Source organism: Neptuniibacter sp. QD37_6 (assembly GCF_047778085.1).
Lineage (GTDB): Bacteria > Pseudomonadota > Gammaproteobacteria > Pseudomonadales > Balneatricaceae > Neptuniibacter.
Genome location: NZ_CP180550.1, coordinates 1,999,777 through 2,020,133 on the forward strand (window position 1 = coordinate 1,999,777; position 20,357 = coordinate 2,020,133).

Annotated in this window: 20 protein-coding genes; 7 read left to right on the forward strand and 13 right to left on the reverse strand. The window is 42.1% G+C overall.

Annotation, left to right across the window (positions count from 1 at the left end; genetic code table 11):
• Positions 1–15: 15 nt before the first annotated feature.
• Positions 16–1,401 carry a cysteine--tRNA ligase gene (cysS, locus tag ACMXYO_RS09575; RefSeq protein WP_415884904.1) on the reverse strand — a complete coding sequence of 462 codons (1,386 nt, stop codon included), beginning with the start codon at positions 1,399–1,401 and terminating at the stop codon, positions 16–18.
• A 67-nt stretch (positions 1,402–1,468) separates the two neighbouring features.
• Entirely contained in the window at positions 1,469–2,386 is a 918-nt protein-coding gene (locus ACMXYO_RS09580) for a hypothetical protein (protein WP_415884905.1), read from the reverse strand.
• A 148-nt stretch (positions 2,387–2,534) separates the two neighbouring features.
• Here ACMXYO_RS09580 and ACMXYO_RS09585 point away from each other — a divergent pair, with 148 nt between their 5' ends.
• The 4 genes from ACMXYO_RS09585 (at position 2,535) to ACMXYO_RS09600 (ending at position 6,056) form a co-directional block, all read left to right on the forward strand.
• The gene (locus ACMXYO_RS09585) at positions 2,535–3,866 is read left to right on the forward strand and encodes a diguanylate cyclase domain-containing protein (RefSeq protein WP_415884906.1); all 1,332 of its coding nucleotides are present in this window, start codon (positions 2,535–2,537) and stop codon (positions 3,864–3,866) included.
• A gap of 91 nt (positions 3,867–3,957) precedes the next feature.
• A complete protein-coding gene (locus ACMXYO_RS09590) occupies positions 3,958–5,034 on the forward strand; it encodes a PAS domain S-box protein (protein ID WP_415884907.1) in 1,077 nt (358 codons plus the stop codon).
• 23 nt (positions 5,035–5,057) lie between these two features.
• The gene (locus tag ACMXYO_RS09595; protein WP_415888087.1) at positions 5,058–5,285 is read left to right on the forward strand and encodes an ATP-binding protein; all 228 of its coding nucleotides are present in this window, start codon (positions 5,058–5,060) and stop codon (positions 5,283–5,285) included.
• Between the two features lie 141 nt (positions 5,286–5,426).
• Positions 5,427–6,056, forward strand: a complete 630-nt coding sequence (locus ACMXYO_RS09600; RefSeq protein WP_415884908.1) for a DUF5610 domain-containing protein — start codon at positions 5,427–5,429, stop codon at positions 6,054–6,056.
• A gap of 41 nt (positions 6,057–6,097) precedes the next feature.
• Here the strand turns inward: ACMXYO_RS09600 and ACMXYO_RS09605 are convergent, their stop codons facing one another.
• The 5 genes from ACMXYO_RS09605 to ACMXYO_RS09625 all read right to left on the reverse strand — a co-directional run bounded on the left by ACMXYO_RS09605 (position 6,098) and on the right by ACMXYO_RS09625 (position 10,492).
• Positions 6,098–6,280: a hypothetical protein gene (locus tag ACMXYO_RS09605; RefSeq protein ID WP_415884395.1), complete on the reverse strand. Its 183-nt coding sequence runs from the start codon at positions 6,278–6,280 to the stop codon at positions 6,098–6,100.
• A gap of 157 nt (positions 6,281–6,437) precedes the next feature.
• Positions 6,438–8,672 (reverse strand): YgiQ family radical SAM protein, encoded by a 2,235-nt coding sequence (locus ACMXYO_RS09610; RefSeq protein ID WP_415884909.1) that lies wholly within the window; start codon positions 8,670–8,672, stop codon positions 6,438–6,440.
• A 149-nt stretch (positions 8,673–8,821) separates the two neighbouring features.
• Positions 8,822–9,220 carry a DUF2750 domain-containing protein gene (locus tag ACMXYO_RS09615; protein WP_415884910.1) on the reverse strand — a complete coding sequence of 133 codons (399 nt, stop codon included), beginning with the start codon at positions 9,218–9,220 and terminating at the stop codon, positions 8,822–8,824.
• A gap of 217 nt (positions 9,221–9,437) precedes the next feature.
• A complete protein-coding gene (locus ACMXYO_RS09620) occupies positions 9,438–10,307 on the reverse strand; it encodes an HD-GYP domain-containing protein (protein WP_415884911.1) in 870 nt (289 codons plus the stop codon).
• On the reverse strand, positions 10,295–10,492 hold the full coding sequence (locus tag ACMXYO_RS09625) for a hypothetical protein (protein ID WP_415884912.1): 198 nt from the start codon (positions 10,490–10,492) through the stop codon (positions 10,295–10,297). Before ACMXYO_RS09625 ends, ACMXYO_RS09620 begins: the two co-directional genes overlap by 13 nt.
• 674 nt (positions 10,493–11,166) lie before the next feature.
• Here ACMXYO_RS09625 and ACMXYO_RS09630 point away from each other — a divergent pair.
• On the forward strand, positions 11,167–12,591 hold the full coding sequence (locus ACMXYO_RS09630; RefSeq protein ID WP_415884913.1) for a DEAD/DEAH box helicase: 1,425 nt from the start codon (positions 11,167–11,169) through the stop codon (positions 12,589–12,591).
• Positions 12,592–12,643: 52 nt separating this feature from the next.
• On the opposite strand, the gene ACMXYO_RS09635 is transcribed toward ACMXYO_RS09630, so the two are convergent.
• Genes ACMXYO_RS09635 through ACMXYO_RS09645 form a run of 3 tightly spaced genes read right to left on the reverse strand, consistent with a single transcriptional unit; the run spans position 12,644 to position 16,183 of the window.
• Entirely contained in the window at positions 12,644–12,982 is a 339-nt protein-coding gene (locus tag ACMXYO_RS09635) for a hypothetical protein (RefSeq protein WP_415884914.1), read from the reverse strand.
• A gap of 7 nt (positions 12,983–12,989) precedes the next feature.
• Positions 12,990–15,419, reverse strand: a complete 2,430-nt coding sequence (locus tag ACMXYO_RS09640) for a putative bifunctional diguanylate cyclase/phosphodiesterase (RefSeq protein WP_415884915.1) — start codon at positions 15,417–15,419, stop codon at positions 12,990–12,992.
• A gap of 17 nt (positions 15,420–15,436) precedes the next feature.
• Positions 15,437–16,183 (reverse strand): substrate-binding periplasmic protein, encoded by a 747-nt coding sequence (locus tag ACMXYO_RS09645; RefSeq protein WP_415884916.1) that lies wholly within the window; start codon positions 16,181–16,183, stop codon positions 15,437–15,439.
• Positions 16,184–16,365: 182 nt separating this feature from the next.
• Here ACMXYO_RS09645 and phnN point away from each other — a divergent pair, with 182 nt between their 5' ends.
• Entirely contained in the window at positions 16,366–16,926 is a 561-nt protein-coding gene (phnN, locus tag ACMXYO_RS09650; RefSeq protein WP_415884917.1) for a phosphonate metabolism protein/1,5-bisphosphokinase (PRPP-forming) PhnN, read from the forward strand.
• A 10-nt stretch (positions 16,927–16,936) separates the two neighbouring features.
• On the opposite strand, the gene ACMXYO_RS09655 is transcribed toward phnN, so the two are convergent.
• Both ACMXYO_RS09655 and ACMXYO_RS09660 read right to left on the reverse strand, forming a co-directional pair.
• Complete coding sequence (locus tag ACMXYO_RS09655) at positions 16,937–17,698, reverse strand: ABC transporter permease (protein WP_415884918.1); 762 nt, start codon at positions 17,696–17,698, stop codon at positions 16,937–16,939.
• Positions 17,699–17,701: 3 nt separating this feature from the next.
• Positions 17,702–18,619 carry an ABC transporter ATP-binding protein gene (locus ACMXYO_RS09660; protein WP_415884919.1) on the reverse strand — a complete coding sequence of 306 codons (918 nt, stop codon included), beginning with the start codon at positions 18,617–18,619 and terminating at the stop codon, positions 17,702–17,704.
• Positions 18,620–18,889: 270 nt separating this feature from the next.
• On the opposite strand from ACMXYO_RS09660, the gene ACMXYO_RS09665 reads away from it, so the two are divergent.
• On the forward strand, positions 18,890–19,660 hold the full coding sequence (locus ACMXYO_RS09665) for a sulfite exporter TauE/SafE family protein (RefSeq protein ID WP_415884920.1): 771 nt from the start codon (positions 18,890–18,892) through the stop codon (positions 19,658–19,660).
• 13 nt (positions 19,661–19,673) lie between these two features.
• On the opposite strand, the gene ACMXYO_RS09670 is transcribed toward ACMXYO_RS09665, so the two are convergent.
• Positions 19,674–20,306, reverse strand: coding sequence for an MOSC domain-containing protein (locus ACMXYO_RS09670; protein ID WP_415884921.1), 633 nt, complete (start codon positions 20,304–20,306; stop codon positions 19,674–19,676).
• Positions 20,307–20,357: the final 51 nt, after the last annotated feature.

Sequence of the window (20,357 nt, forward strand, 5' to 3'; positions counted from 1 at the left end):
CCGCTAGTAACCGGCTCAGGCTTCCCTAAACCAAGTCGTACCTTCACGGCTATCTTTTAGAATGATGCCCTGCTCTGCCAGCTCATCACGAATACGATCAGACTCTGCGAAGTTTTTCGCTTTCTTCGCTTCCGCACGCTGACCAATCAACGCTTCGATTTCATCAGAACTAAGCTCACCCTCTTTGTCTTCGCCTTTCAAGAAGGCATCAGCATCTTGCTGCAACAAACCAAGAATAGAACCTAGGCGCACCAATTGACCGGCAAGTTTACCTGCCTCTGGTGAGTTTTCACGTGTAGCTTTGTTCAACTCATTCACAAGCTCAAACAGAACTGAGATTGCTTTTGGTGTGTTGAAGTCGTCATTCATCGCTTCAACGAAACGCGCATCAAAATCATTTACTGGTGCTTCATCAGAAATTTCAACACCACGCAGTGCTTGATAGAAACGCTCCAACATAACACGCGCTTCTTTCAAGCTATCCTCGCTGTAATCGATATAAGTACGGTAATGAACACGCGCAAGGAAGAAACGAACCACTTCAGCGTTGTATTTTTCCAGCACATCACGAATCGTGAAGAAGTTACCTAAAGATTTAGACATCTTCTCAGAATTCACGCGTACAGGACCTGCGTGCATCCACGTATTTACATAAGTACAACCGTTTGCAGCTTCAGATTGTGCAATCTCGTTTTCATGGTGTGGGAATGGGAGATCTGGACCACCGCCATGAATATCAAATGTTGGGCCAAGGCAGCATTTAGACATAGCTGAACATTCAATATGCCAACCTGGACGACCTAAGCCCCAAGGAGAATCCCAGCTAACCTCACCCTCTTTCGCAGATTTCCACAATACGAAATCCAACGGGCTTTCTTTAGCTTCATCTACTTCAACTCGAGCACCTGAACGTAGCTCATCAACATTTTTGTTGGTTAGTCTGCCGTACTCTTCAAAGCGTTCAACTCGGAAGTAAACATCACCATTGGATGCTGGGTAAGCAAAACCCTTCTCTACCAGTGTTTCGACTAGAGAGATGATATCTCCGATATGCGCTGTCGCTCTTGGCTCTTGAGTTGGACGAAGCACAGATAATGAAGCTTCATCTTCATGCATGGCTGCAATCATACGTTCAGTTAGCTGATCAGGCGTTTCATCATTTTCAGTAGCACGCTTGATAATCTTGTCATCTACGTCTGTGATGTTGCGGACATAGTCCACATCCCACCCCTGTGAACGAAGGAAACGAGTAATAACATCAAATGCCACCATGACACGCGCATGACCAATATGACACAAGTCATAAACGGTCACTCCGCAAACGTACATTTTGATTTTGCCTTCTTCTAGCGGCTTAAACGGAGCTTTTTCTTTGGTCAGTGTGTTATAAATTTGAAGCATAACTCGTAACTTTATAATTTCGAAAAATAAAAAGGGGCGTTAGTATAAATGAATTAGCACTCTGCGGCTAAGGAAACTCAGTAGGTACAGTTAAATTTAACTCACCCACACCTACATCTAATAAAAGACTTTTCTCAGTACTCAGAACTAAACGTCCATTCTGCTCTCGGTCCCAAACCAATGCTTCCCATTGAGCATAAGGCTGTATATAAGTCCTGCGTGCACCCTCCCAATTAGGACGATCAGTCACAGGAACAATCCATAGAAATGAATGTCCAAAAATCTTCTGTTTGGCATATCCTAATAAAGCCAACCTTTTAGTAACAGGATCGTAGTCAGCAGCGGTCACCAGACCTTTTACATCAAAGCGCTCCGTCAATGTTACAGATTGCTCTGTCGCACTCTTATCGAGCTTATAAAGATGAGTTTGTTCGTTTTCCCTATTCTTAGTGAAAAGCCACAACTCATCGTTAACCACCGTTAGCGCTTCGCAGTCTAAGTTATGACTTTTTGGTGTAACTTTCTCTGGTCGATCAGCATAGTTAAACCTCAATATTTCAGGTGAGATAATCCCGCCCGAGTGAGTAGACTGTAGATCGCTCCAAGTAACTTTATAGATCTGTAACTCAATGCGTCTACCGCGATTATTACCGCAGTCAGCTATATAGAGATAAGTTTCATCTTGAGCAAGCTCTTCCCAGTCAATATTTTTTGCATTTCCTACTTTGATTGTTTTGACAATATTGTGCTGTGGGTCTAACGCATAAAGATACGGTCCATCACCACTATCATTGATGGTCCACAACACCCCCCCCCGAGAAGCTAGACCTGACGTTTCTTGCACACGATCAGGCCAAACAGAATAACCTTCTATCACACCATCCCAACCTTTAGCTTTAGGTTCAGGCGCTCGTTCTAACAACGGTTGCTGCTGAGCACACCCCCAAAGCAAAAGCGATAAAAAAACCACTGCTGAAAACTTCATTTGATTAACCTAAACCTCTCAATAAAACAGATGACATTCACTGCTTTTACTACAGAAATACATAGTCGCACTGTATATGACTAGACCTTTGTAGTAAAAACTGTAAGGATTCGAAAAAAGTATAAAAAATAAACAGGATGTACCAGAAATGGATAACGACCAATTTGGCCAGCAGGACCTTGGCCCCTCCCTAGCACAGCTCAACACTCCTATGAGGACACCCGTGGTAGAGGGAAACCAAATTGCGTCGCAACAACTATCAATCCTTTCTGCCCTACCTCATCCTGCTTGGATTAAAAACCGTCGTGCTGAGTATCTTTACGTGAATGATGCATATGCCGAGTTACTCGATATGCCTGCAAAAGACCTTAAAGGTAAAACAGATCGACAACTTTTTCCTAAACACCTACACGCCCAACTGGTTGATTCTGATGCTCAAGTGTTTTTATCACAAACGCATGTTGAATTAGAAGGACTGCACCTTAACACCAGTTGCCAGCACAGCTACTGGTTAAGTAAAGCACCACTCAAAGATAAGCATGGTAAGGTTAATGGCATCATTGGCCTGATGAAACGATCTATTCAACCAAACACTGACCAACCTTCCATCTGTAAACTAGCTGAGAATGCAGTCCAACATAGCAACGAAGCTATTGTCATCGCAGATATAGATTTTAATATTACGTTGGTTAACCCAGCCTTTGTCAGGCTTACAGGCTTCACCGAACGAGAAGTTATCGACCAACCCGCTAGTGTTATTAATGCAACTTGGTTAGCGCCTGAATTTATTGAAAGTATCAATAGCAATTTGCAATACAAAGGCTATTGGGAAGGCGAGACCTGGAGCCGTAAAAAAGATGGTCAGCTATTTAGTGAGAAAATTAAAATTTCTGTTGTACTCAACAAAGAGGGTGAAAGAACCCACTATATTGGCCAATTCCTAGATAACACCGAACAGAAACAAACTCAGGAAAAACTTGAGTTTTTAGCGTTTCACGACCCTCTAACCGGCTTAGCCAATCGGGCACTTTTTTTGGATAGGGTAACTTGTGCAGTTCAACACGCACAAAGAAATAAAACGCTTTGTGCGGTTATTTATCTGGATCTTAACGAATTTAAACCGCTCAACGACAAATATGGCCACCCATTTGGCGATAAGGTACTTACCATAGCCTCTCAGCGCTTGAATAATGCAGTGCGCAAAGTTGACACTGTATCTCGCCAGGGAGGCGATGAATTTGCAGTTCTATTAGAAGACACTAGCTCTATTGAAAGCGCTGTACTCGTTTCGCAAAAGATCATTGCATCCTTAAGACAACCGATGCAGATCGATGAAGTTGAAGTCACTATTGGTGCCAGTGCCGGAATTGCAGTATTCCCTGACCATGGTAAAGACAGTAGTAAACTCATCGGGAACGCAGATAAAGCGATGTATGCTGCTAAGTTCCTTGGTGGTAACGGTTATTACCTATATAAATAAGGTTTAATCCCTTTTAAATATTTAAGTTATTTTGAAAAGATTCCCTATCAGGTCTAAAACTAAACTATGACTGATACTTTGGAATCTAAGTATGCTTCGCCCTGATCCAAGCAACCCCAGTAGCGCACAAGAACAAAAGCTACTCGAGGAGATTGTGCATACTTACCCTCAACCTATTATTGTGATCGACAACGATCATCGGGTTCTCATTTGGAATAAAGCCTGCGAAAAAGTCTTCGGCATACCAGCAAAGGATGTTTTGGGAACAAAAAACCAATGGAAAACCTTTTACCCAGAACCTCGCCCAATTTTGGCTGATGTAATTTTAGATGACGATAAAGAGCAGCTTGAACAGTTTTATCCTGGTATTCACCGCAAATCACCGTTTATAGAAGATGCGTATGAAGTTGAGAATTTCTTTCCTAAGCTTGGCAACAATATTGATAGATGGCTCTATTTCACCGCTAAACGACTCTATGATGAAGACGGCTGCCCTGTCGGTGCTATTGAATCAATAATAGATATAACCGAAAGAATGAATGCGGAAGCCGAGGTTCAACAACTTAACGAATCACTTTCTGATCATTCTGTAAAGCTCGAAGAGGCCAATGAAGAACTTAAGGCGACCATGCTAAAACTAGCAAACACTCAAAAGCTCGCATCTTTGGGTAAATTAGTCGCTGGAATTTCCCATGAGCTTAATACACCCATTGGCAACATTCGTACAATCAGCACAGCTCTTAAGGCTGATACCTGTAGAATCCAAGATCAGCTTAACTCAGGCGAGATGACTAAATCTTCGTTAGAAAGCTTTTTGAACAATGTACTTGAATCCTCAAACTTAATAGCAAAAAGCACCGCAAAAACCGCTGAGCTAATTCTAAGCTGCCAGCAAATTTCATCAAATGACAATGAATATGAACGGAGCCAAGTTCATTTAAGAATATTGGTTGAAGAGGTTTTAAACCGACAAACTCAAGGCTTATCTAGATCCTCCATAATTGTAGAGAACTTTATTCCTCATCATATTTCTATGAATAGCTTCGCAGCCCCCATACAACAAATTTTTGACAATCTGATCAACAACACCCGTATGCATGCTTTCTCTGAGCAGCAATCCGGTAAAATTAAAATCTGCGCCCAAGTAATCAAAAAAAAATCAAGTTAATTTATACAGATAGCGGTTGCGGCATCCCGACCAAAAACTTTGCTAAAGTCTTTGACCCTTTCTTTACCACCAAGTTTGGTCAAGGAGGTAATGGCCTCGGACTTTACATCATTTTTAATTTAGTCACTGGTGTATTAGGGGGAAGCATCGAGCTTCAATCACCTAATGACGGTGGATTTGAATTACATATTACTTTACCCAGCACCTCCCCTTACGCACTTACCGCCGATGATGACACTTACTACATCTAGAATGATGTTCTAATCCAATAATTTTCATGCTGAAAACTTTTTTAAAAACGATCGTTTAAATTGAATATAAATCAGTCACGATCGGGCCTGATGTCTAATACTTATATGTAAGGAGAAATTAATAAAACGGACGGATAGCTTATGCAAGTGACATCGACCAAAAACAAACCGCCGCAGAATGAACCTCAACTGCAAGATATCAATAAACAGGTACACCAAACCAGCTTTAGCCCTTATCCAGATATGCACTCTAACTTCAGTACAAATTTAGCCGACCGGGCTCTATATCCTCCTTTGGCGCAAGTTTATGAAGAAGTCATAATGCTATTAGGCCAAGAACTCCAGAATGAAACAGGCAATACTTTTTTGGGATCTAACCCAGCACCATCAGGTAATGTTGGCCCCCAAGAAATTGCCACTGCCACACTTGAGTATATTACTCAGCAATTCCCTCTTTTTAGAAACGAACTACCTGAATTAAGTGAAGAACAATCTCTAGATCGCTTTATCAATTTAATCAATGAATCATTAAATCGAGGGGTTTTAACAGCAATAGAACAGTTAGAAGAGACGGCACTTACAGACAGTGACGAATTAAATGAACAGGTAGATTTATATCGAGAGTATTGCTTAGAAGGACTTGAAACCTTTATCCATAGTTTTGGATTCGGTTTTTTCTTTGATGCAACTGAAGATGAGGAGTTCACCTCCAACCTCCAATCAGCAGATGAGTTCATCGACGATGAACTGCTAGATAAATTACTGACATAAAAAATGCCGCTTAGGCGACATTTTTTGGGAGTTCTTTCAAATTAATGCAGTTCGTCATATTTTTTACGAATAGCGGCTAATTTTGGCTGAATATCTAAAGGCGCATAATTCATAGCTTGTTCAAAAAGCTCCTTATTTTCCTCAGATAATCTCTCTTCTTCACTCATCTGAGTGAGCTTTTCCATCGCTTCAGTAAATTTAGGGTGTATTTTATCGGTAGTCATGACCAACCCTCCTCAAGACGTTCCACATTTAGGTAACTTAGCATGAACGTTTAGCTCAACTAAACCTTACTGCCATTCTAGCAATGCTCCTGATATACAACAGCACAATTTTGACATTTAAAACCACACTTAGTGCATTTAAATGACATTTTCATTATTAACGAGGTTTTACACTCTTCATTCTTTGCTTCTTACCACCCGGCTTACCACCTACTCGTTTCTTAGCCGGCTTAGCAAATGATTTGCCCGCTTTGGTATCTTGTCGTCTAGCGCTCGCATTCTTATGCTTACCAGCAGCTTTGGATTTTACTGCAGGCTTTTTATTTGCACCTCTGCGATTGGAGTTAGAGCTCTTCTCTTCCTCTGGGATCAAACATGATTCACGCTCCCCTATTAGATCACCGTGTCCCATTGTAGGAAGCACCTGACGCAATAGCGGCCAGTTTTCGGGATCATGGTATCGAAGCAGAGCTTTCTGAATTTTACGCTGATCAGTATTTTTTGGCGTATAGAGTTTTTCACTCTTATACGTCACTTTTTTCAACGGATTTTTATCAGAATGATACATCGCTGTCGCTAAGGACATAGGTGATGGGTAGAAAGTTTGCACCTGATCTACTTTGAATTCATTCTTCTTCAACCAACGAGCAAGATTGACCATATCTTCATCTTCACAACCCGGATGCGCAGCTATGAAGTAAGGAATCAGATACTGCTTTTTACCAGCCTCACGAGAGAAACGATCAAACATTTTTTTGAATGCATCGTAAGTTCCCATGCCCGGCTTCATCATCTTGGAGAGGGTGCCATCCTCACTGTGCTCAGGCGCGATTTTGAGGTAGCCGCCTACGTGATAAGTCACAAGCTCTTTCACATACTCTGGGTCCTCTACAGCGAGATCGTAGCGTAAACCAGAGGAGATAGAGACTGTATGCACACCTTCAACTTTACGCGCCTTTCTATACAACTCTGTCGTAGGGCTATGATCGGTATTTAGGTTCTTACAAATGGTCGGGTAAACACAAGACAGCTTACGGCAAGACGCTTGTATATCTGGATCATTACAATTCAGGTGGTACATATTTGATGTTGGACCACCTAAATCTGAGATAGCACCAGTAAACCCCGGTACTTTCTCTTTGATATCTTCGATCTCATTGATCACCGATTCATGGGATCGACTCTGAATAATACGTCCTTCGTGTTCGGTAATAGAACAGAAAGTACAACCACCAAAACAGCCACGCATGATATTGATCGAAAATTTAATCATATCGAATGCAGGAATCTTTTGATCACCGTAACGCGGATGCGGAATACGCTGATAAGGTAAGCCAAACACCTTATCCATTTCCGCCGTTTCTAAAGGGATTGGCGGTGGATTAACCCATAACTCTCGATGGCCATGCTTTTGCACCAAAGCGCGTGCATTGTGGGGGTTTGCTTCCTGATGCAGAACTCGCGATGCATGAGCGTACAAAGCCGGATCTTTAGATACTTTTTCAAAAGAAGGTAAGCGAATATAGGTTTCGTCAGTTAGCTTCTCTTTACCTTTTAGTGGCGCTGGAATGACACGCAAAGGTTGAGGTTCATCGGCCTTAGACGCGTCTTTTTTATCGCAGGTAGCCGCATCCGTATATTCATAAGGATTTGGTAGCTGATCTATGTAACCCGGCCAATCAATACGGGTTGAATCAACCTCAATATAATCGGAAGGTAACGCTGTTTTTAGGATCGCCGTCCCTCGAAGATCTTGAATCTCTTCAATGGTTTCGCCATTAGCTAAACGGTGCGTAAGCTCAACTATAGCTCTCTCCGCATTACCGTAAAGCAATATATCCGCTGTCGCATCGAGTAAAACCGAACGACGAACTTTATCGCTCCAGTAATCATATTGAGCAATTCGACGAAGGCTTGCCTCGATCCCGCCAAGCACTACAGGCGTTTCACGATAAGCTTCTTTACAACGCTGGCTATATACAATCACCGCACGATCTGGCCTTTTACCACCTAAGCCACCAGCCGTATAAGCATCATCATGACGCGTACGTTTATCGGCAGTGTAACGGTTGATCAGAGAGTCCATGTTGCCAGCAGTGATGCCAAAATAGAGATTCGGTTGGCCTAACTCCTTGAAAGCATCAGCACTGGTCCAATCAGGCTGACTGATGATACCTACTCTGAAACCTTGCGCTTCAAGTACTCGCCCCATCACCGCCATGCCAAAACTCGGATGGTCAACATAAGCATCGCCGGTGACAATGATGACGTCACAACTATCCCACCCCAATGCATCCATCTCCTCTCTTGAAGTCGGCAGAAACGGTGCTGGCGCATAACATTCAGCCCAATATTTAGGGTATGAAAACAGGTCAGGAGCGGTACGAGGCATAAAACGAGGCTACTTGAATATGAAATTAGGGACTATTTTCCCAGAAAGGCAGGTATACGCCCAGTGAAAAATTCTTAATATGGAAAATATTCAATGAAAGGAAGGCTATAGAGAGAAACTACAGCCTTATACAGCTAGAATTAGATAGATTATTTACGCGCTAATTTTGCTGCTTTTTTTTGTAAGGCTTTCTCTAATTCTTCGGCATAAGTAACTATGCCATCTTGGCTTTCAAACGGACAAATAACTACTGCGAAACCATCTTCTTCTAAACCTGGTGTCCAACGCTCATGCCAAACTGAGAGACTGATCGCTTCAGGTTTACACTCACTCCATTCTTCAGTTGCCCAAGCTTGGGCTAACTCTTGTGATGGCCAAACTGGTACACAGTCTTCATCATCCGTATTGAGCATCACGCAGCCGTATTCATCTGTCAAAATCCAAATCTGCTCATTAATTACAGATTCGGCAATAAAAAAACTATAGAGCTGTTCTTCATTATATTGCTGTAACTGCTCTAGTGTTGGATTGCCAGAATCATTTGACATAGATACCTCAAAAACGGTGCGTGAAGCGCATTAATGGAAAATGAGCATCAATTATACCCTACAGTCTTTCCAATAGCCTTGAGATAATTATTGATCCACAAAACAAACTTCTAATCTTGGGGTAGGCACTGCGATGTCTATAAAGCTTTAAGGTTTTGAGTCATCTATTGTTACAGTCTGTCTATTAATTCAAATGGATTTTAGCCTTCAACCTTAATCAATCAGCTAATTCTTTTTGAATTTGGATAATATCATCCAAGTGTTGTTGAAAGATAAGAATGAGATTTGGATCGAACGCCTTACCGGATTCTTTTACTATATAATCGGTGGCATCCTCATATGACCAAGCTTTCTTATAAGGCCGTTCACTTACTAGAGCATCAAATACATCAGCCACAGATGTAATACGCCCTTCGATGGGTATAGATTCTCCGCTAAGACCTCTTAAGTATCCATTCCCATCCCAGCGTTCATGATGTGTAGCGGCAATACTACGAGCTAATTGTATAACTAGAGCATCGTTGCCAGACAAAAGATTGTATCCATGTTCAGTGTGTTGCTTCATGATACTCATTTCTTCTTCGTCCAAAGGACCTTGTTTTAATAGAATTCGGTCTGGTATACCTACCTTGCCTATATCATGAAGCGGTGCGGCTTTTTCAAGCATATAAGCGAGGTCCGCAGGTAAGCCTGCTCCCAGAGCGAGGATCCGACTAATTTTACCAACCCTTAAGACATGTTTAGCTGTTTCAGTATCCTTATATTCCCCAATCATTCCCAATAATTGGATTACGTTCTCCACCGTTTTATCTAATTCTTGGGTCCTGTTTTGCACAAGTGACTCTAATTTACTTTTTTCGGAAGAAAGAACCTTATGCGCATTAGCAATTTTTAATGTGTTGTTTACCCTAAGGCAAATTTCAGCTTGATCGAATGGCTTATTCATAAAGTCGTTTGCACCATTTGATAAGCTTTTATTACGAAGATCAGCTCCCGTAGAACCCGTCAGTATAATTACTGGAAGTTGATCCATTTCCCAGCGCTGGCGAATTTGATGTAAAACTTCAAATCCATTTAATCCTGGCATTTCACATCTAACAAAATTAGGTCGAAGTCTTGCTGTTCAAGTTGAGGTAAAACTTTCCGAGGATCCGTCAAGGAAGTGATTGAGGTATTACTAACTTCAGTTTCAATTAACTTACTAAGAATTAAAACGTTGGTCAGTGAATCGTCACAAATCAGAATTTTATGGTGATCAACATAGCTATTCATGCGTTTAATCCCTTAATGCACTTTACAAATTTCCATATTCCCAGCTTTGGAGTGCTGACTGACCGTGTATTAGTGGAGAGCTAATGCATTTCTTTCAAACGATTACAACAACAGTCTAGCCGTAAGCTTTTGTTTAGAAAAAAATACATACAAGCGAAAAAGAAAAATAACCATATTAAATGAAAGGAATTCAACTTATATGACTATTGGAGTAACTTAACTCAATTGCAAACGGGCATAAAACCGCATGATGAAAACCTTTGCTACAATCGGATTAAATTCATTAAGAGCCAATTAATATGCCTAAATTTCAATTTGGATTGTGACCGACAAATAGCACAACATGATGAATAACACTGGTGATGTAATTCACGCACTAGGATAAAGTCCCTAAAACGAAGTTTAAGCTGCTATGCACCTCTTATAATGCTAATATCCGCGCATTGATTACCTAGTATCGTATTATCTTAAGCAAACTACGTTTTTAAGAGTACTACGAGCTACCTGTAGAGCAGGAATGTAGTACGGTTCTCCCCTATCTCCTAAGGTTTCACAACGTTCAGTGTGATACCCATAGCTCCAATCAAACACTATGACTGCGTGTTAAAAGTCGCTCTTAAAAAGAACGACCTGAACGTTTTCACGCGAAGAACGCTTTCCTTAAGAGATAACATATGAACTTTACTGAGCTTGGCTTATCTAGCCCTATTCTTGATGCGATTGATGCCAAAGGCTATTCAACACCTTCCCCTATTCAGGAGCAGGCAATCCCTGCGGTCATCGAAGGTCACGACCTTATGGCTGCCGCACAAACAGGTACAGGCAAAACTGCAGGCTTTACTCTCCCTATTTTGGAAAAATTAAGCCATGGCTCTCCTGCTAAACGCGGGCACGTGAGGGCGTTAATTCTTACTCCAACCAGAGAACTGGCCGCTCAAGTAAACGATAGCGTAGAGAGCTATTCAAAAAATTTAGCCATACGCTCCACCGTTGTTTTTGGCGGCGTAAAGATTAATCCACAAATTGCCAAATTAAGAGGCGGGGTCGATGTTTTAGTAGCGACTCCCGGCCGATTGATTGATCTCCACAATCAAGGCGCTGTAAAATTTAGTCAACTAGAAGTTCTTGTCCTAGATGAAGCTGATCGCATGTTGGATATGGGCTTTATTCATGACATTAAGAAAATCCTGAAGTTTTTACCTTCACAACGTCAAAACCTGCTATTTTCAGCGACATTTTCACCACAAATTAGAAAATTAGCCCAAGCCTTTGTATCTAATCCTGTAGAGATTTCTGTCACCCCTGCAAATTCGACAGCTTCAACGGTTAAACAGTGGATTTGCCCCGTAGATAAAAAACAGAAGTCGCACATTTTAAGCCAACTAATCAACGACAATGACTGGCATCAAGTGCTTGTATTCTCCAGAACTAAGCACGGCGCTAACCGCTTGGTTCGTCAGTTAGAATCTGCCAAAATCAGTGCTGCTGCCATTCATGGTAATAAAAGTCAGGGGGCACGAACCAAGGCATTAGCAGAGTTCAAAAGTGGTTCTGTAAGAGTGCTAGTTGCAACGGATATCGCTGCACGCGGAATTGATATTGACCAATTACCACAAGTAGTTAATTTTGATCTACCTAATGTGCCTGAAGATTATGTTCATCGTATTGGTCGAACAGGTCGAGCAGGTGCAACAGGTCAAGCCGTTTCATTGGTAAGTGCTGATGAATTTGATCAGTTACACGCGATAGAGCGTTTAATCGGCAAATTATTAGACAGAGAGATCATCGAAGGTTTCGAACCGGAACACGCTCTGCCAGCCTCAGACTTAAGCAAAAAACCGGCTCGAAAGAAGTCGAATAGCAACAAGAAGCCCAAGCAGACTAAAGGCCATCGTGACGGTCAACGTTCAGGGGAAAATTCTCGTGGGCATAAGCCTCAAGGTAAAAACAAATCGCACAAAGCAAGTGAAGGTGCAGGTAAACACAAAGGCAATAGCTCTAAACCTAAAGGACAGAAGCCAAATTCACAGTCTGAAGGTAACAACAAAAAGCGCAGACCCAAACGCTCATCTTCAAACCCTTGGGGCAACCGCACTTAACAAAACACACTCAGGCCAGTTTCTACTGGCCTGATACCCATAACCGGTTCACCTATAATGGATTTTTAAAATACTCCGCGATCCATTGATAGATCTGTTTTTCCGTTACTTTCTCAAACGCTAAAGCGTAAAAATCACCTTCAGGATCAGAGTCCATACCCGCAAATTGGTAACTAACAATATCGGGCTGTTGATCATGCAAGATAATAATTATCCGCTTGCGGGTTCGTAAGCAATCGATCGTCATAACATCCGCAGGTATACCCTGCTTTCGCATATTTTGACTCACACCAATAAGCGGATCGATATCTGAAAAATCCCGCTGAATCGCTGTATGCGCTTCGGAAGCCTGTTCCCAAAGCAGTTCCAATTGTTTGCTTAACTCACTCATTAATTACTCAATCTATTACGACAACATCGTTGGAGGATGAAAACTCAATAAACTTATCAGCAGGTAGCGGTTTAGATAACAGGTAACCTTGGAAGCAATCACACCCCAGTTGAACTAGTGTGTCTTTTTCTTCAATGGTTTCAACGCCTTCAGCAATAACCAGCAGTCCTAATCTATCAGCAGTCGCCAAAATAACTTCAACTATGGCAGCTTCTTCAGTTTTTGGTCTAAGGCCTGTTACGAATGAGCGATCTATTTTAAGAATATCCAGTGGCAGGTTTCGCAGATATTTAAGTGAAGAATAACCTGTACCGAAATCATCAATTGCAAAAGAAACCCCTTTATCCTTCAAAAGGCTCATCTTGTGGCTCGCTACTTCAAAATTATTCAGCAGCATATTTTCGGTAATTTCTAATTCAACTGCATCGCCTGGTAGACCATATTCATCCATTAGCAGGATAACTTGATCGACAAAGTCCACCTGCATAAACTGCATAGGGCTGATATTAATTGCGAGACGCTGGAAACTCTCTGGTAAACCATCAGATCGCCATTGGGCCAGATGCTTTAACCCTTCTCTTAAAACCCAATTGCCGATCTCAACAATCTGTCCGCTCTCTTCAGCAACCTGAATAAACCCACCAGGAAAAATCAATCCTTTTTCTGGATGCTGCCAACGGATAAGCGCTTCTGCTCCTATAAGATTACCGTCTTTACAAATTTGCGGCTGAAACCACAAGACAAATTGGTTGGATATAAGCGCCTGATGAAGTCCCTTTTCTACCTCTAAGCGCTCTTGGGCCGTAGATTGCATCTCAGGATCATAGAACTGAAAGCCATTTCGCCCCATAGCTTTAACACGGTATAGCGCTGTATCTGCCTGCCGAATAATATCCTGTGCCGATGCATCAGCAGCGGGGAATACAGCAATACCTATACTAGCCGTACAATATAGTGTGTGCCCTTCGATACAGAATGGCTCTGACATCACTTTTAGCATTTCTTGCGCTACGTGTGCAGATACATCAGCACAAACCTCAGAAGAACTTCCCGTTTCGGGCAAGAGAATAACGAATTCATCACCACCAAATCGGGCACATGTTGATTCGATTGGTAAGACATGAGTTAAACGTTGCGCGATATTATTGAGCAACTCATCGCCAACACCATGCCCCAGGGAGTCATTAATTGTTTTGAATCTATCAAGATCTAAGAACAAAACAGAACCGTAGCTATTATTCGCTTGGTGTAATTCGACTGAGGCTGTAAGCCTATCCAAATACAATCGGCGATTAGGTAGCCCCGTCAACGTGTCATAAAACGCTAACTCATGGATCTGTTTTTCAGCTTGCTTCCTAACGGAGATATCCCTAGCAACGATCAGAAGATATTCTTGGGATTGAAGTGTTAGCTTAATGGCTCTCGCTTCTACTGGAAAGACTGTGCCATTGGCATTAATTTGCAGATCTTCAAAGGTGGTAACTTTGGCCTCACTAATACCTTCACACATCTGCTGGTATTCTTCGTAGGAGTAATTCTTACTGTAATCCGCAAGTTTTGTATTACAAAGCTGCTCTTTAGCTAATCCAAGAGTACGAGCACCTTGGTTATTAACGCGGAAGATTGTGCTATCTAGAGCACACAGAAACATTGCGTCCCCAGCGTTATCCATAATCGATCTAGAAAAGTGCTCACTTTCAGATAGCTCAGCGACCATCTCGGTTAATTTATCGGTAACAGCTTCACGATCTTTCCAAAGCCCTGAGAAACTACGTACCAAATCACCTAATTCATCTTCTGCTGTATAGGGCAAAGCTGAACTTTTATCACCTGAGCGTAATTCGTTTACCCATTTTGCGGTCTTTACAATCGGTCGAGAAAGGAATCGATAGATTAAAATTAAGAAAATCGCAGCTAAAACCACATTGTGCATCAAGCCCAATAGCAAACTGTTGATAGCGCGATGAGTTAAATTATTAGCCACATAGATCGTGTCCAGCTCAACTATAAGCCGAGCTCTTTCATTGTCAGAATTAACAGCAGCCAGCTCCAGTTCCATCTCTATATAACGGTTCAGGTCAAATAGCTGCTGGGTGGAAATCGAAAGAAAACTAGAACTACGAGTTTGATCCCTTCGATGCTCTGCTAAGGTTTCACTAAAGTCATCAATTAGCTGAGCATGATAAATGGTGGGATAAGAAACAAGTGACGAGGTTATCTCATTCGCCTGAAATGCATTCAGATTGTAAACAGCTTGAGCCGCTGTATCTCGATACATACTGATAATACGTGCGATATCCTCAGAAGTAGTTTTTCTCACCTGCTGAAGATCCAAGTAGATCTGTAAACCAGAAGAAAACAGTCCTAATAACAACGCAATAATTAAGATAAAGCGTGCTTGTTTGAAAGCAATCTTACGTCTTAAATTGAGGCTCATAACATACTGTTTTGCCATTAACGGTAGCGATCGTAAATAGCTTGGTACTGGCCATTGCTTTTGATTAAGCGTAAGCCTTCATTAAATTTATCCATCAGAGGCTCCGCTTCTGGGTACTGATTGCTTAGACAAAGATGATATTGCTGAGGAGTTTGGCTCTTTAACCGCTTAATTTTGATTTTATCTTGCAACCCAATTAATTTCGCACGATGCTGAGTTGCCAATTCTCCGTTATAAAACACGTCAATATCACGAAAAATGATAGAACGAATACCACTGTCTATGTCAGGCACAGCCGAATGTACAATACCTGCCTGTATCAGTTCTTTTTGAATTCCCCAACCATCGACAACTGAAACTTTGACCTTAGCTAAATCCATAAAGCGGTTAATATCACTTCCATTGCGATCTGCACTTATTACAGCAACCTGGTGCGCTTCACTAAGAACATCACTGAATAAAATGTAGCTCTCTCTTCCAGCTCTTTTAGAACAGGTAATCGTACCGGCGATGCGGCCATACTCTATACTCTTTAATATCCTCTTCCATGGGGCCGTTTGTATATCCGCATTAATACCTACAGCAGCAAAAGCCGCCTGCGTGACTTCCACATCGATACCATTAATAACACCTTTATCATCAATCATGGTGTAAGGGGGGTAATCAACCGTGTAAAGTTGAACTGTCTGACTAGCATGAGCATAAGGCAGCATAAGCAATACAGTGAAATAGACCACCAAACGGTTCAATAGCGTCACTGTCATCCCCCTATGCATTCAATAACCTTGTAACAGACTAGGTTAATTTAAAGATGTATCAATTAAAAGAGGGTATACAAAAGCAGACATATTCATTCAACGATACCGAAGTGAGTCCAAAGCGGTAAAGCTTTAGTAAATTCACTTTGCTATAACTAAAAATATGCAATCTCACTATCGGAAAATTGATGAGCGGTAAACTTTTTTATCTTATGGGTGCCTCGGGCTCCGGAAAAGACACTCTCCTACAAGGCTGTAGACAACGCTTAGGACATAGCCATCAGGCATTTATCGCCCATAGGTACATCACGCGGGCTGCAGATGCCGGTGGAGAAAACCACATCCACCTTACTGAGTCGGAATTTCAACTACGCGTTGATACCGCCATGTTTGCTATGCACTGGGCTTCTCATGACCATTTGTATGGAATAGGGAAAGAGGTTGAGATCTGGGTTAAAGCGGGACTCAACGTCATTATTAACGGCTCTCGCGAGTACCTTCCAATAGCAATGCAGCAGTATAATTTTCTTATCCCAGTGATGATTAATATTAGAACCGAGCTACTAAGGGATAGATTGCATAATCGCGGTAGGGAAACAGATTTAGAGATAGAAAAGCGTTTAAAGCGCCACGCTGATTTCTTGGATCACATGCCAGCCGGCACTTTGTATATCGATAACAGCGGGTCTAAAGAGGAAGGAATCGATGCCCTGATGGATATTATCACCGAACATCGATTTATTCGTTAATCACTACAGGCTAGCTTCTAATGCGATAGCCACTACGGAATATCCAAGCAATAATCCCCATGCAACTCAGCATAAACAACACGGTCATTCCCAAGCTAAGGCCAACATTCACATCAGCAACACCATAAAATGCCCAACGGAAACCACTCACCAAATAAACGACAGGGTTGAACAGTGATATGGTATGCCAAGGCTCCGGCAACATATTGATCGAATAAAATGCCCCACCCAAAAAGGTCAGCGGTGTAATCACCATTAAAGGAATAATCTGCAGCTTCTGGAAATCATCCGCCCAGATACCAATTATAAATCCAAACAAACTAAAGGTTATAGCGGTAATCACAAGGAAACAGAGCATCCATAGCGGGTGCAAGATAGTGTAATCGACAAACAAACTCGCCGTGGCCAGAATCAATAACCCCAGCATGACCGACTTCGTTGCTGCCGCACCGACATAGCCTGCTACGATCTCAAAAGGTGAAACCGGTGCTGACAATACTTCGTAAATCGTCCCAGAAAACTTGGGGAAGAAGATACCAAATGATGCATTGGAAATACTCTCACTTAAAAGTGAAAGCATTAACAACCCAGGGATGATAAACGCAGCATAACTAATACCGTCGATCTCCCCCATTCGGGATCCAATGGCTGTACCAAAAACAATAAAATAGAGCGATGTTGAAAGCACAGGTGAAGCAATACTTTGCATCAGAGTACGAAAGGTACGTGCCATTTCGAACTTATAGATCGCTCGAATACCGTAAAAATTCATCACTTACTCCTGTACCAATTCAACGAAGATATCTTCAAGTGAACTCTCTGAGGAATTCAAATCTTTAATACCCACCCCTAGTTCATTTAACTTCGCTAACAATTCAGCAACCTGTTCACTTTCACTGGCATCGTAAACATACTGAAGGTATTCCCCTGCTTGCTCTAAAGTCAGATTAAAATACTCTAACTCTGAAGGAATCTGGTCCATCGGCTGTTGAAGATGAATATGCAGGGATTTTTTACCCAACTTAGACATCAGTGTCGCCTTCTCTTCGATCAGGATAATTTCACCCTTACGAATCACTCCAATACGATCAGCCATCTCTTCGGCTTCTTCAATGTAGTGAGTAGTCAAAATGATGGTCACTCCGTTATCACGCAGCTCTCTAACCATCTCCCACATATCACGACGCAGTTCGACATCAACACCCGCTGTAGGCTCATCCAAGAAAAGAATCTCCGGCTCATGGGACAGAGCTTTAGCAATCATCACCCTGCGCTTCATGCCACCAGACAGCTCCAGCATCTTAGAATTGCGTTTATCCCACAGAGAAAGCTGCTTTAGAATTTTCTCTATATAAGCTTTATCAGGCGCTTTACCAAATAATCCACGGCTAAAATTGACTGTTGCCCAAACCGTTTCAAATGCATCAGTGGTAAGTTCCTGAGGCACTAACCCGATTTTACTTCGCGCTTTACGGTAAGCCTTGGCAATATCAAAACCACCCGCTAAAACCGTGCCTGAGGTTCCACGACTAATTCCGCATATAATACTGATCAGCGTTGTTTTGCCCGCACCATTAGGACCTAACAACGCAAAGATCTCACCTTTCTTGATATCAAGATTCACCGAACGTAGAGCAGTAAAGCCAGAATCGTATGTTTTATTTAAGTTCTGCACCTGAATAATCGGCTGCATTAATAGCTAACTCCTGAACTGGAACCTGTACATGAAAACGCTTTGACAATATTAGAGAAATATCTATCCCTCAGGTAGATATCGTTAAGTAAACACTCTGTTATAAAGATCATAACAATAGCTACTTGACGCGGGTATTGGCTAACTAAACAAGAACAAATAGGTCTATGAAGTTGATCCAAGCAAAATCTACTTAAGGGGTTCTACTTAGATAATGTCGAGATCAGTCATGTATACTTGATCGCTCTTTCACTTAGACGTCACACTTGTATGTTGTTTGAACTCCTTATTCTCTTCGTAGCTGGCTTTTTTGGTGGTGTATTAAATGCTATCGCTGGTGGCGGTAGCTTTATTACCTTTCCGGCATTGATGTTTGTGGGTGTACCGCCGATTAGCGCGAATGCGACCAACACATTCTCTGCCTGTGCTGGTTATATGAGCGGCACCTATGCGCTGCGAAAAGATATCAGGCAAGATCGAAAGAACCTCATAAGATTAATTTTGATTAGTTTTATCGGTGGTATCGCAGGTGCAGTGTTGCTACTAAGAACGCCTGAAGAGGTATTTCTTGAAGCTGTGCCATGGTTACTGCTATTCGCGACGATTCTTTTTATCTTCGGTGGACGACTCAACAGCGCATTAAAAAGTCTTTCGGGCGCTCATAAGCATGCATCAGCAGTAGGAGGCTTTCTTCTGATGCTACTGCTGTTTGGCGTTTGTCTCTATGGCGGGTTCTTCAATGCTGGATTAGGTATTATCACGCTGAGCTATTTAGCTTTGGCCGGTTATACCAATATCAACACCATGAACGGTATCAAGCTTTTGGTATCTTCATGCGTATCACTGATCGCGATTGTGCTGTTTATTATTGATGGGGTGATCGATTGGTATTCAGGTACGATCGTTCTGATAGGTACACTCGCAGGCGGTTATTATGCAGCACACTACTCACGGCAGTTACCACAACAGTGGGTGCGTAATTTCGTAATTTTCGCTAGCTGTGGCATCACTGCTTACTTCTTCTACGATGTGTACGGCTAAGCCCTGATAACAGCTATTCAAAACGCCATTCAGTCGATAATCCTGGGATATTGGTGTTAAACGCTTCTGGCGGTAATCTGGACTGTAACTTTTCTAAAAAAACTTTCCAGACTTCTGCAACAGCGACACTATTCTCTAGTCGTTCCTGCAGGGTGAATGTATCGCCTACTTGCAATTCACCCTCCTCTAACACACGGTAATACCAACCACTAATCGCCTGCGACATTAGTAATGGCGCTATATGACCATTGCCATATTTATGATTCACTTTCCAACAAGGCCTGCGGGGTTGGGACACCTGCACTAAAGCACCACCCACTTTCACAATATCGCCAATATGAACCTGAGTATCATCGACTGATTCGCTGGAAAGGTTTTCTCCTATTGACCCAGAGATAAAACTATCTTCAAGATGCGGTAAGGCTTGGCGAAGTGTTGCGTAATTTTCTGAGGGGAATTGATACAGCGCTTTTTCAGGGCCACCATGCACACGCTTATCTACTTGAACATCACCTTCCAGCCCTGTTTTGGTTAATAAACAAGCTTCAACGGGCTCTTTGAAGATACCGCTTGGCGCTTCATCTGGGCCAATTGGTTTTGGTTGCCCTATATATAAACCCTTGATGGTACCTTGGTAAGTGGACATGCCTCGCCTCCATAAACGGTGTTGAAACGCAGTCACTTAAACATATACGAC